This window comes from Gallibacterium sp. ZY190522 (assembly GCF_054166015.1).
This window is the reverse complement of record NZ_CM135118.1, coordinates 956,891-970,224: the sequence shown is the minus strand read 5'-3', so window position 1 is coordinate 970,224 and position 13,334 is coordinate 956,891. Positions and strand designations below refer to the sequence as shown.

The following is a 13,334-nucleotide window of genomic DNA, read 5'->3' as shown; positions in this document are numbered from 1 at the left end:
TTTGCTGAAATGAGATGAAGTTTATTGATTTTAGTTGGCTTTGTCTTGTTATCTTCAATTTTTGCTGTTATTGTTGCCAACTAAATTTTTCTTCTACGCCACATCAACTGGTTATAACAACAGCACAGCAAATGACAAAAATGTCTGTTGATGCGACGAGAAGTTGTCTGTTTTTTATAAGAGGAATTTATTAGGTTTAATTATGGGTAAGTCGTTAGTTATTGTGGAATCACCTGCCAAGGCTAAAACCATTAATAAATATTTAGGCAACAGCTATATTGTTAAATCAAGTGTCGGCCATATTCGTGATTTGCCGACTTCCGGCAGTGGCAATGGTGAGAAAGCGAAGCCAGTTTCCACAAAAGGATTAAGTGCGGAAGAAAAAGCTAAAATTAAACAAAAGAAAGAGCGCGATGCGTTAGTGAAACGTATGGGCATTGACCCTTATCATAATTGGAAAGCAAATTATCAAATTCTTCCGGACAAAGAAAAGGTTGTCAGTGAATTAAAATCTTTAGCGAAAAAATCTGATCATATTTATCTCGCAACCGACTTGGATAGAGAAGGAGAAGCGATTGCGTGGCATTTGCGCGAAGTGATCGGTGGTGAAGATGAGCGTTTTAGCCGTGTTGTTTTCAATGAAATTACGAAGAATGCGATTACACAGGCATTCAGTCATCCGGAACAACTCAATATGGATCGTGTAAACGCACAACAAACTCGCCGTTTTCTGGATCGCGTAGTGGGTTTTATGGTGTCGCCGTTGTTGTGGAAAAAGGTGGCACGAGGTTTGTCTGCCGGACGTGTGCAATCAGTAGCGGTAAAATTGTTGGTAGAGCGGGAACGAGAAATTAAAGCGTTTCAACCGGAAGAGTATTGGCAAATCGCAGTGGAAACAAAAAATGCGGAGCAGCAGTTATTGCCTTTTGAAGTAACGCATTATCAATCCAAACCATTGCAAATAAAAGATAAACAAGGTGCCGACAAAGCAACGGAAACCTTAAAAAATTCACGTTACATTGTCACTGAAGTTGAAACAAAACCGACTCAATCACGCGCTAAAGCCCCCTTTATTACCTCGACATTGCAACAGACCGCCAGCACTCGTTTAGGGTTTGGGGTGAAGAAAACCATGTTGTTGGCACAACGTTTATACGAAGCCGGTTATATTACCTATATGCGTACCGACTCGACTAATTTGAGTCAGGATGCATTGACGATGGCAAGAGCATATATTTCCGATAATTTCAGTACTGCGTATTTACCAGAAAAGCCGAATTATTATTCTAGTAAAGAAAATGCACAAGAGGCACACGAAGCAATTCGTCCTTCCGATATTCAGCTAAAAGCGGATGATTTACAAGGAATGGAAAAAGATGCAATTCGTCTTTATGATTTAATTTGGCGTCAATTTTTGGCGTGCCAAATGACGGCGGCGAATTATGATTCTACAACAGTAACGGCGACAGCAGATGATTACACCTTGAAAGTTAAAGGGCGAGTATTGCGTTTTGATGGTTGGACAAAAGTATTGCCGCCAATTGGTAAAAATGCGGAAGATCGTGTTTTGCCAGAGGTGAAAAAAGGTGAAGAGTTAACACTCTTGCAAGTAATACCAAGCCAGCATTTCACTAAACCGCCGGCACGTTATACTGAAGCGGCATTGGTTAAAGAGTTGGAAAAACGAGGGATCGGTCGTCCATCAACTTATGCCTCGATTATTTCGACTATTCAGGATCGTGGTTATGTACGCACAGAAAATCGCCGCTTTTATGCAGAAAAAATGGGAGAAATTGTTACCGATCGCCTTAATGAATCTTTCCCTGATCTAATGAATTATGATTTTACAGCGAATATGGAAGACGTATTGGATCAAATTGCAGCAGGAAAAACAGATTGGAAACAGCAGTTAAATCAATTCTTTGCTGATTTCTCAACTAAACTTTCACAAGCAGAATTGGACGAATTGGAGGGGGGAATGAAACCGAATCATTTGGTTGAAACCAATATTCCTTGCCCAAGTTGTGGTCGTCCAATGGCGATCCGTACTGCCAGTACCGGCGTATTTTTAGGTTGTACCGGCTATGCTTTGTCGCCAAAAGAGCGTTGTAAAACCACAATAAATTTGATTCCAGAGTCAGAATTGTTAAATGTACTTGATGACAATTCAGAAACCAAAGCGTTAATGGAACGTAAACGTTGCCCGAAATGCGGTACGGCAATGGACAGTTATTTAATTGATGCACACCGTAAATTACATATTTGCGGTAATAATCCGAATTGTGATGGCTATGTAGTTGAAGAGGGGCAGTTTAAAATTAAAGGGTATGATGGGCCGGTCGTTGAATGTGATAAATGCGGTGCGGATATGCATTTAAAACTGGGGCGTTTCGGTAAATATATGGCGTGCACACAATGCGATAATACTCGTAAAATCTTAAAAAATGGTGAAGTTGCACCACCGAAAGAGGATCCAATCCCATTCCCTGAATTAAAATGTGAAAAATCGGATGCCTATTTTGTATTGCGAGATGGTGCGAGCGGTGTCTTTATGTCAGCACATAATTTCCCGAAATCTCGGGAAACTCGTCCGGCAAAAGTGTCGGAATTGGCACAATATCGTGATCGTTTGCCGGAAAAACTGCAGTATTTAGCCGATGCACCGCAGCAAGATCCGGAAGGTAATCCGACGGTGATTCGTTTTAGCCGTAAAGAGAAACGCCAATATGTTAACTCTGAGAAAGAGGGTAAGGCGACCAAATGGATGGCTGATTATATTGACGGCAAATGGGTGGCAAGAGCAAAATAGTTGCGTGAAATAACGGCAACAGGTTATTGCAACTGCCGAACAGTGTAATACAATAAAAGCAATTTTTTAGCATACTCCGAGCTAGTTTACCTAAGTCGTAAGATATGGTGGCTATGCCAACACAATGTGTTCAAGGATAGATGGGAAACGATCTATCCTCTCATATTTAGAAAGGTGTCTATGCAACAACGTATCAAAATGTTTACATCATCCGAATATCGATTGATTGACGCATTTAACCGTCAATATTTTTATCTTCGTCTTTCCATTACAGATGTCTGTAATTTCAAATGTAATTACTGTTTGCCGAATGGCTATCAGCCGCCAAGCAACAAACAGATGTTCCTGAGTGTTGATGAAATAGCGCGTCTTGTGAGTGCTTTTGCCGAATTAGGCACGGAAAAAGTGCGGATTACCGGTGGAGAGCCGACATTAAGAAAAGACTTTCTTGCAGTGGTGGAGGCGATACGCCGTCAACAATCGATCAAGAAAATTGCTTTAACTACCAACGGTTACCGTATGGCAAAAGAGGTAGCGAGTTGGAAGCAAGCCGGCATTGATTCAATTAATGTCAGTGTGGACAGCTTAGATCCACGTCTATTTCATCTGATTACCGGAGAGAATAAATTGCACGATATTCTCAAAGGTATCGAACGTGCGTTTGCAGTGGGTTATGAAAAAATCAAAGTAAATGCAGTGTTGATGAAAAATTTAAATGATCACGGCTTTAATTCATTTTTAGCTTGGATCAAACATCAACCGATTCAAATGCGTTTTATCGAATTAATGCAAACTGGCGAAATGAATGCGTTTTTTCACCAACATCATTTATCCGGTGCGGTGTTAAAGCAACGCTTATTGGCTTCGGGCTGGCAATTACAGCAAAAACATTATACTGATGGCCCGGCACAAGTGTTCAAACATCCAGACTATGTTGGTGAAATCGGATTAATAATGCCATATGAAAAAGATTTTTGTGCCAGCTGTAATCGTTTAAGGGTTTCTGCAAAAGGGAAACTGCATCTTTGTCTATTTGGCGAAGAGGGCATTGATATTCGCCCTTGGTTACAAAATGATGAGCAACAGACTGAATTGCAACAACGTTTGATGGCTGCCTTGCAAGGCAAACGAGAACATCACTTTTTACATCAAGGTGATAGCGGCGTCAGACAGCATCTTGCCTCGATCGGCGGTTAATTTTGAATTTAATGGGAACAATATGAGTCAATTTACACATATTAATCAATCCGGTGAAGCGAATATGGTGGATGTTTCTGCCAAGGCGGACACCGTACGTGAAGCACGAGCTGAAGGGTACGTGTTAATGGCAGCGGAAACATTAGCAATGATTATAGCGGGGAAACACCATAAAGGTGATGTTTTTGCGACTGCGAGGATTGCCGGTATTCAGGCAGCAAAACGGACGTGGGAATTAATTCCGTTATGTCATCCATTGTTATTGAGTAAAGTGGAAGTTTCACTTTTTGCCGAACCGGAACACAATCGCATTCGTATTGAAAGTTATTGCAAGCTGACCGCAAAAACCGGCGTGGAAATGGAAGCATTGACGGCGGTGTCTGTAGCGGCTTTGACCATTTATGATATGTGTAAAGCGGTGCAAAAAGATATGAGAATTGACGGTATTCGTTTATTGGAAAAACTGGGCGGTAAATCGGGTCATTTTAAAGCGGAGGCGGAATGATTAAAGTTGTCTTTTTTGCGCAAACAAGAGAGTTAATCGGCGAGTCTGCAATCGAAGTTGAAGCGAAATATGCAGATGCCGAAGCATTGCGCCAAGCATTATCAGAAAAAGGTGAACGTTGGGCATTAGCATTAAATTCCGGGCGCATTTTGGTAGCGGTGAATCAATCAATTGTGCCATTATCTACGCCATTACAAGAGGGGGATGAAGTTGCTTTTTTCCCACCAGTTACTGGAGGTTAAAATGGCAGAAATTGAAATTAGTGTACAAACTCAGAGGTTCGATCAGAATACTATTTATCAATGGACTTCCGCTTCAGTAGAGAGTGGAGCAACAGTAATTTTTGTCGGTAAAGTGCGGGATATGAATTTAGGTGACAATGTTTCCGGTTTATATCTTGAGCATTATCCGGCAATGACGGAAAAGGCACTCCGAGAAATTGCTGAACAGGCAGCACAACGCTGGCAATTACAGCGTATTTATATCGTACATCGGGTCGGACAATTATATACCGGTGATGAAATCGTAGCGGTGGCTGTCAGCTCCGCCCATCGTGGCAGTGCTTATCAAGCCAATGAATTTATTATGGATTTTTTAAAAACCAAAGCGCCGTTTTGGAAAAAAGAGACGACAAAAAGCGGTGATCGTTGGCTGGATAGCAGAGAATCTGACCAACAAGCAGCGCATAGATGGGAATAAGTCGTTATTCCCTTTCTTTTTTGATTAAATTTCCTCCCAAAAATCCTGATCTAACGTTTTATCGGCAAGTTGCAATAAACGAACCAAGTCATTAAATGTGGGTTGTGTTTCCATTGCCGGTAAGGCTTTCTGTAAACTCAATTTTTGATAGATCTTAAAGTACCACGCCAAAGTGCCTTCGTTTAATGGCGTTAACGAACGTTTTCCTAACCAATAAAAACCTTGTAAAGGCAACGAGATGATAAAAATAATCGTCAAAATGGTACTGGCGAACGAAGCAATATGATAACCGATGACAAAATATTGCCATGCAAGGGTCAACAATAACAAGGGCATTAATAATTGTTGAGAAAATTTTGTCGCTTTAATAATTCTAGGTTCCGGAAAGATCATTTGCAGCTTTTTGATATGATTGATTTCTTGCCACATTGCAGCATAATTAACACCTTGTTTTAGCATCTTGAACATAAATTAATCCTATTTTTTTAACCAATCTGACCCAAATAGGTTACACTTTTTTTTAAAAATTAAAAAAATTTTGATTTTATTCGCTTTGAAATTTATTTTTTACGCATAACAGTGTATCCTATCGCCACAAAATTTATCATCCTGTTTATTCAAACAGATTACTCTTAATTCAACAAGATAGGTTATTTCAATGACGCAAAATCTTATTCTTATTCTTAACTGTGGAAGTTCATCATTAAAATTCGCTATTTTAAATCCTGAAAGCGGAGAAGAGAAGTTATCCGGTCTTGCCGAAGCATTCCATTTGCCTGATGCACGTATTAAATGGAAATTGCACGGTGAAAAGGGGAATGCTGAATTGGGTGCAGGTGCAGCGCATAGTGAAGCACTTGATTTTATCGTTAAACATATTTTCCCATTAGATCCGTCTTTAAAAGAAAATATCGCTGCAATCGGACATCGTATCGTACACGGTGGTGAACGTTTTACAGCATCAACTATCGTTGATGAAAGCGTTATTGAAGGTATTCGTGAGGCAATTCAATTTGCACCGTTACACAATCCTGCTCATTTAATCGGAATTGAAGAGTCTTTCAAAATGTTTCCGGAATTGAAAGATAAAAATGTAGTAGTATTTGATACGGCATTCCATCAAACTATCCCTGAAGAAGCATTCTTATACGCATTGCCATATTCAATGTATAAAGAACACGGAGTTCGCCGTTATGGTGCACACGGTACTAGCCACTATTATGTAACTAAAGAAGCAGCGAAACGCCTTAATATTGCTGAAGATAAAATTAATGCGATTACTTGCCATTTAGGTAATGGCGCATCAGTTTCTGCAATCCGTCACGGCAAATGTGTTGATACCTCAATGGGATTAACACCGTTGGAAGGTTTAGTTATGGGAACACGTTGCGGTGATGTTGATCCGGCGGTCACATTCTTTATGTCAAAAACATTGGGAATGAGTATGGATGAAATTGAGCTTACTCTGACCAAAAAATCCGGTTTATTAGGCTTAACCGAAGTAACCAGTGATTGCCGTTATGCGGAAGATAATTACGATAAAGAAGAAGCGGCAAAACGTGCCTTAGACGTTTTCTGCTATCGTTTAGCAAAATATATCGGTAGCTATATGGTCGCTGTGGGTGAACCGATTGATGCAATCGTATTTACCGGCGGTATCGGCGAAAATTCTGCGCACGTTCGTGAATTGACTTTAGCGCATTTAAAAACTTTTGGTTATAACGTTGATAAAGAGCGTAATCTTGCAGCACGTTTCGGTCACGAAGGCGTGATCACCACTGAAGATTCACCTGTTGCTATCGTGATCCCAACAAACGAAGAATTGGTGATTGCACAAGATACAGCACGTCTTTGCGTTAAATAATTGTTTTTCTGAACTGCCGATAAATTATCGGCAGTTTGTTTTTTATTCCTGAGTAAGAAGGTTATTATGTCAAGAACTATTATCCTGATTCCAATCAGTACCGGCGTTGGCTTGACCAGTGTCAGTTTAGGTTTAATCCAAGCCCTTGAACAAAAAGGTGCAAAAATCGGTTTTATGAAACCGATCTCTCAGCCTATCAGTGGTGAAGATACTTTAGATAGAACGACTTCTATTCTTTATCAAAGCCCAACTATTGATACCGCGAAAACATTTTTATTAAGCGAAGCGGAAAATATGATCGGACAGAACCAAACCGATGTATTGTTGGAAAAAATTGTTGAACGTCATCAAATTTTGGCAAGAAACAATGAAATTGTTGTGGTTGAAGGCTTAATTCCAACTCGCAAAAACTCTTATGCCAACAGCATTAACTATCGTATTGCGCAGGCATTGGATGCGGAAATTATTTTAGTTACTGCGCCGGCAACCGATACTCCGGTGGAATTGAAAGAACGTGTTGAAGCGGCAGCCTCTCTTTTCGGTGGTAAAAATAACCCGAATTTATTGGGCGTGGTGATTAACAAATTCAATGCGCCGACAGATGAAAGTGGACGCACCCGTTTAGATTTGGCAGAGATTTTCGATTCTTTCCAACACAGCCATCTTAATGCCAATACCGTTTATAAATTGTTTGAAAAAAGCCCAATTCGTGTGCTTGCTTGCATTGATTGGAATCCGGAATTGGTTGCCAGCCGTGCAATCGACATCGCTCGCCATTTAGGCGCATCCATTTTAAAAGAGGGTGAAATTAATAAACGTCGTATTCGTGGTATTACCTTCTGTGCAAGAAGTTTACCGCACGTCATTGAACATCTTAAAGCTGGAAATTTAATGGTAACTTCTGCTGATCGCCCTGATGTAGTTGTAGCGATTGCTTTAGCAGCAATGAATGGCGTTGAAATTGGAGCAATGTTACTTACTGGTGGATATCGTCTAGATAACAATGTGGCTAAATTATGTGAACGTGCTTTTGAAACCGGATTACCAATTTTCCGTGTTGAAGGTACAACTTGGCAAACTGCATTAAGTTTACAGAGTTTCAATCTTGAAGTGCCGATTGATGATAAAGAACGTATCGAAGCTATCAAAGATTATATGGCGCAACAATTCAATAAAGAGTTGATTGAATCTTTAGTGGAAACCACGTCCAAAGTCCATCGTTTATCACCACCGGCATTCCGTTTCCAATTAACCGAATTAGCGCGTAATGCGAAAAAACGTATCGTATTGCCTGAAGGGGATGAACCTCGAACTGTTAAAGCTGCGGCACTTTGTGCGGAACGTGGCATTGCGGAATGTGTGTTGTTGGCAGATCCGACTTCCGTTGCACGTGTTGCCGAAGCACAAGGCGTACAGCTTGGTAAAGGTATTACCATCATCAATCCTGCTGATGTGCGTGAAAATTATGTGGCTCGTTTAGTGGAGTTGCGTAAAAACAAAGGTATGACAGAAGTCTTGGCGCGTGAACAGCTCGAAGATACCGTTGTGCTGGGTACAATGATGCTTGAAGCAAATGAAGTTGATGGTTTAGTATCCGGTGCAGTACATACCACTGCGAATACTATCCGTCCACCACTTCAGTTAATTAAAACTGCGCCGGGTAGTTCATTAGTTTCTTCTGTGTTCTTTATGTTATTGCCGGATCAAGTACTTGTTTATGGGGATTGTGCTATTAACCCGAATCCAACAGCAGAAGAATTATCTGAAATTGCAATTCAATCTGCTGATTCAGCAAAAGCATTCGGTATTGAACCTCGTGTTGCAATGATCTCTTATTCAACTGGTACTTCTGGTAAAGGTGCAGATGTTGATAAAGTGAAAGAGGCTACCCGTTTAGCGAAAGAAAAACGCCCAGATTTGATTATTGATGGTCCATTGCAATATGATGCGGCAATTATGGAAGATGTAGCTCGTTCTAAAGCACCAAATTCACCGGTGGCCGGTAAAGCGACTGTCTTTATCTTCCCTGATTTGAATACAGGTAACACCACTTATAAAGCAGTACAACGTTCAGCAGATTTAATCTCTATCGGGCCGATGCTTCAAGGTATGCGTAAACCGGTTAATGATTTATCACGCGGTGCATTAGTGGATGATATTGTTTACACCATTGCATTAACAGCAATTCAGGCAACCCAAAACTAATCATTCATTATTATCTTTATTATTGAACAATCAGCTGGCGTAAATCGTTGGCTGATTTTTTTATACGGCTATTTTTCTCAATTTTCATTTTTGAAACCTATCTTATCTAGATTAATAAATAATTTGTAAAAAATTTGTAAAATAATGCGCAATCGATTGCGTTTTTTTTTTTTTTTTAGAATAGGGAAGTTTTCTCAAAAAATTTCAATATGAAATTATCAGATATAGTGTTTTCATATTAAATGAATGTGTATTTGATGATAACTCATAATGAGTTGATATTGGATTTTTTGATAAACATACCCATTGCTAGAGAAAAACTTATCAACCTATTTAGCTGTATTGAGTTTGATATTTAGATAGTGATGTTTTTGTGCACTATTTGATAGTGTGAGTCTTATTTATAACCTTTAAGGATAAATTATGAGAAAATCAATTAAATTTTCTTTACTTGCATTATGTATAAGTAATGTTATCGCAGTGAATACAGTGTTTGCTGCAGAACAAAATCAGGAAAAATCACCTTCTCCTACCCTGTCTAAGCAACAACTTATTGCTGAAATTAATCAATTAAATAAGGAGATTTCAGCGAAAGAGAAGACAGCAGTAGAATTAAATAATCAAATAAAAGATTTGCAAAGTAAAATTACCAAGGCCAAACAGGACTTACAATCAAAAATAAAGGAGCGTGATGCTTTAACTAATAGTTTACAAGCTAGCAGTAAAGAAAAAGCACAGCTGGAAGAACAAATTAAATCTTTAACTGCTCAGTTGGCGGATTTACAAAAGAAAATTGATCCAAAAGTAGTGGAGTTAGTAAAACAAAAAAATACAGCAGAAACTCAGTTAAAAAAAGTGAATGCTGATGTGAGTAGTAAAACAAGCCAATTAAGTCAATTAACTGCCCAAATTAAACAATCGACAACGAAAGTTGAACAACTCAAAGCACAAATCAAACCATTAGAAACCCAAATAAGTGGTTTAAATTCTCAAGTTAAACAACAACAAGATAAACTCACTAAAATTGCAGCAGAGCGAAAAGCAGTAACAACGAAGATTGCAGAATATACTAAAAATCAAGAGTGGGTGAAACAATATGAATTAGATAGCAATGGAGTAAGATGGCGTGATATCTATTTTGGTGGAAAATATAATGGACGAGCCTCAAAATCAGAATTTACTTATATTGATGGTACAGGAGTAGGAGTGAAGCGACATATTGAGGTAATTACTGATGAGTTCGGAGATCCAAAAGTATCTGTATTTAATACACCTACTCTACCTCTTTCCCAATATAAAGCTAATCCTAGCAAAATTAATGAAGTTCTGATTAGTTCAGAACAACCTGAAAATAAAGGAAAAGCGGTTGGTAAAGCTTTTTTTGTTAATCAAAATTACTCTTCTTATGGTGCTTGGCAACCTATAGTAGATGCAAGGGACGGACTATCAGTTTTATCATTAAAGGGAAGGTATTATGGGGATGATAACTTCTATGTTATTCATATTGATCATCCAAATGATTTTGATTATTTTTATGATAATTCTGATAATCTTGAATTACAAGCACAACACTGATGAATCCCCTAATGATTTTGGTAAAAATCATTAAGTTAAGGTGGATACACATCTTGTCATATGATCAAATGGTTTCGCGAAAAATCAATAATCAGACAACAAGATGTGCGAACTCGATATTTTACACGACTCTCTTTACCAATTCTGCCCCGAATTACACTTAAAACGACTCAACAGCTTAACGTTGGCTTGCCACGCATTACTTGACTGTAAAACTCTCACTCTTACCGAACTTGGCCGTAACCTGCCAACCAAAGCGAGAACAAAACATAACATCAAACGAATCGACCGATTGTTAGGTAATCGTCACCTCCACAAAGAGCGACTCGCTGTATACCGTTGGCATGCTAGCTTTATCTGTTCGGGCAATACGATGCCCATTGTACTTGTTGACTGGTCTGATATTCGTGAGCAAAAACGACTTATGGTATTGCGAGCTTCAGTCGCACTACACGGTCGTTCTGTTACTCTTTATGAGAAAGCGTTCCCGCTTTCAGAGCAATGTTCAAAGAAAGCTCATGACCAATTTCTAGCCGACCTTGCGAGCATTCTACCGAGTAACACCACACCGCTCATTGTCAGTGATGCTGGCTTTAAAGTGCCATGGTATAAATCCGTTGAGAAGCTGGGTTGGTACTGGTTAAGTCGAGTAAGAGGAAAAGTACAATATGCAGACCTAGGAGCGGAAAACTGGAAACCTATCAGCAACTTACATGATATGTCATCTAGTCACTCAAAGACTTTAGGCTATAAGAGGCTGACTAAAAGCAATCCAATCTCATGCCAAATTCTATTGTATAAATCTCGCTCTAAAGGCCGAAAAAATCAGCGCTCGACACGGACTCATTGTCACCACCCGTCACCTAAAATCTACTCAGCGTCGGCAAAGGAGCCATGGGTTCTAGCAACTAACTTACCTGTTGAAATTCGAACACCCAAACAACTTGTTAATATCTATTCGAAGCGAATGCAGATTGAAGAAACCTTCCGAGACTTGAAAAGTCCTGCCTACGGACTAGGCCTACGCCATAGCCGAACGAGCAGCTCAGAGCGTTTTGATATCATGCTGCTAATCGCCCTGATGCTTCAACTAACATGTTGGCTTGCGGGCGTTCATGCTCAGAAACAAGGTTGGGACAAGCACTTCCAGGCTAACACAGTCAGAAATCGAAACGTACTCTCAACAGTTCGCTTAGGCATGGAAGTTTTGCGGCATTCTGGCTACACAATAACAAGGGAAGACTTACTCGTGGCTGCAACCCTACTAGCTCAAAATTTATTCACACATGGTTACGCTTTGGGGAAATTATGAGGGGATCTCTCAGTGCATTGCCTCCAATTCCCATAATTTATTACGCCGATAATAACTTGGTGTAACCTTAAAAATGTACTTAAATCGACGTGTAAAAGATTGTTGGGAATCAAATTGATATTTTAATGCGATCTCAAGGATAGTTTTTTTCGTCAACCTCAACTCAACAGCCGCTTTCGTCAAACGACGAGCACGAATATAGCTAGCCAGTGTGACCCCTGTTACTTTTTTGAACAGCCGCTGAAAATACCACTTGGTATAACCCGCTTTATTCGCCACATCATCAAGCAGTAAAGACTGATCTAAATTATGTTCAATCCATAATAGAACATCTTTGATAACCGTTGTATGAAACTGCTTATCATCATATCTTAATTGGATGTTATTAGCTTTATTTTGATAGCGAGAATGCTGTTCAATATACATAAAATAACCTAAATGTTCTTAAGATTGTCACGACCACATCATCATGATACCATAAACATACTGACGGTATGTTATTTTAAATCTATCATGGAAAATAAAAATCATCAACAAGAAAATTTTAAGAGTACCTATCAATCACTGGTTAACTCAGCACGAATATTGTTTGTTGAAAAAGGCTATCAAGCTGTTTCAATAGATGAGATCTCGGGAAAAGCGTTGGTGACCAAAGGTGCCTTTTATCATCACTTTAAAAATAAAAAACAATTACTCAGTGCCTGTTATAAGCAGCAATTAATTATGATTGATGCCTACATCACAACAAAAACTGATTTAACAAATGGTTGGTCTGCCTTAGAAAGTATATTTGAACATTATCTTGATTATATTATTGATAATAATAAAAACCTTATCCCTATCCAAGAAGTGATGCCTATCATTGGTTGGAATGAACTTGAAAAAATTAGCCTTGAATACATTACTGGTAAGGTAAACGCCATTGTCAGCAAATTGATCCAAGAGAACCAACTTAAAGCTTATGATGATGATGTGCTTAAAAACTTACTCAATGGCTGGTTTATGCATATCGCAATACATGCGAAAAACCTAAAAGAGCTTGCCGATAAAAAAGGCCAATTTATTGCTATTTACCGCGGCTTTTTATTGAGCTTGAAAGATAAATAAAATAGATAGGTTTTATTTGAAGCTAAATCTTCTTTATCGTAAAAAATGCCCTCTTGGGTTA

General features: G+C 39.1%; 12 protein-coding genes and 1 riboswitch. Of the genes, 10 read left to right on the top strand and 2 right to left on the bottom strand.

Going from position 1 to position 13,334, the window contains the following annotated elements:
• Window positions 1–202: 202 nt before the first annotated feature.
• From topA to moaE, 5 genes are all read left to right on the top strand, one after another.
• Window positions 203–2,809 carry a type I DNA topoisomerase gene (gene topA / locus ACXPAV_RS04820; protein ID WP_458004209.1) on the top strand — a complete coding sequence of 869 codons (2,607 nt, stop codon included), beginning with the start codon at window positions 203–205 and terminating at the stop codon, window positions 2,807–2,809.
• A 62-nt stretch (window positions 2,810–2,871) separates the two neighbouring features.
• A riboswitch (molybdenum cofactor riboswitch) is annotated at window positions 2,872–3,002 on the top strand.
• Window positions 2,990–4,006 carry a GTP 3',8-cyclase MoaA gene (gene moaA / locus ACXPAV_RS04815; protein WP_458004208.1) on the top strand — a complete coding sequence of 339 codons (1,017 nt, stop codon included), beginning with the start codon at window positions 2,990–2,992 and terminating at the stop codon, window positions 4,004–4,006. It overlaps the preceding riboswitch by 13 nt.
• 22 nt (window positions 4,007–4,028) lie before the next feature.
• Window positions 4,029–4,511: a cyclic pyranopterin monophosphate synthase MoaC gene (gene moaC, locus ACXPAV_RS04810; protein ID WP_039142352.1), complete on the top strand. Its 483-nt coding sequence runs from the start codon at window positions 4,029–4,031 to the stop codon at window positions 4,509–4,511.
• Window positions 4,508–4,753 (top strand): molybdopterin synthase sulfur carrier subunit, encoded by a 246-nt coding sequence (gene moaD, locus ACXPAV_RS04805; protein WP_458004207.1) that lies wholly within the window; start codon window positions 4,508–4,510, stop codon window positions 4,751–4,753. The genes moaC and moaD overlap by 4 nt, the downstream gene beginning before the upstream one ends.
• 1 nt (window position 4,754) lies before the next feature.
• Entirely contained in the window at window positions 4,755–5,210 is a 456-nt protein-coding gene (moaE, locus tag ACXPAV_RS04800; RefSeq protein WP_458004206.1) for a molybdopterin synthase catalytic subunit MoaE, read from the top strand.
• 24 nt (window positions 5,211–5,234) lie between these two features.
• Here moaE and yfbV read toward each other — a convergent pair whose 3' ends face one another.
• Complete coding sequence (yfbV, locus tag ACXPAV_RS04795) at window positions 5,235–5,678, bottom strand: terminus macrodomain insulation protein YfbV (protein WP_039086772.1); 444 nt, start codon at window positions 5,676–5,678, stop codon at window positions 5,235–5,237.
• A 190-nt stretch (window positions 5,679–5,868) separates the two neighbouring features.
• Here yfbV and ACXPAV_RS04790 point away from each other — a divergent pair, with 190 nt between their 5' ends.
• The 4 genes from ACXPAV_RS04790 (at window position 5,869) to ACXPAV_RS04775 (ending at window position 12,166) form a co-directional block, all read left to right on the top strand.
• Entirely contained in the window at window positions 5,869–7,074 is a 1,206-nt protein-coding gene (locus ACXPAV_RS04790) for an acetate kinase (protein WP_039086774.1), read from the top strand.
• Window positions 7,075–7,140: 66 nt separating this feature from the next.
• Complete coding sequence (gene pta / locus ACXPAV_RS04785; RefSeq protein WP_039161120.1) at window positions 7,141–9,279, top strand: phosphate acetyltransferase; 2,139 nt, start codon at window positions 7,141–7,143, stop codon at window positions 9,277–9,279.
• Window positions 9,280–9,702: 423 nt separating this feature from the next.
• The gene (locus ACXPAV_RS04780; protein ID WP_458004205.1) at window positions 9,703–10,854 is read left to right on the top strand and encodes a hypothetical protein; all 1,152 of its coding nucleotides are present in this window, start codon (window positions 9,703–9,705) and stop codon (window positions 10,852–10,854) included.
• 103 nt (window positions 10,855–10,957) lie between these two features.
• Window positions 10,958–12,166, top strand: a complete 1,209-nt coding sequence (locus ACXPAV_RS04775; RefSeq protein WP_001339197.1) for an IS4-like element ISVsa5 family transposase — start codon at window positions 10,958–10,960, stop codon at window positions 12,164–12,166.
• Between the two features lie 9 nt (window positions 12,167–12,175).
• Here ACXPAV_RS04775 and ACXPAV_RS04770 read toward each other — a convergent pair whose 3' ends face one another.
• On the bottom strand, window positions 12,176–12,592 hold the full coding sequence (locus ACXPAV_RS04770) for a helix-turn-helix domain-containing protein (protein ID WP_000275180.1): 417 nt from the start codon (window positions 12,590–12,592) through the stop codon (window positions 12,176–12,178).
• Window positions 12,593–12,679: 87 nt separating this feature from the next.
• On the opposite strand from ACXPAV_RS04770, the gene tetC reads away from it, so the two are divergent.
• Complete coding sequence (tetC, locus tag ACXPAV_RS04765) at window positions 12,680–13,273, top strand: tetracyline resistance-associated transcriptional repressor TetC (RefSeq protein WP_000428546.1); 594 nt, start codon at window positions 12,680–12,682, stop codon at window positions 13,271–13,273.
• Window positions 13,274–13,334 lie beyond the last annotated feature (61 nt).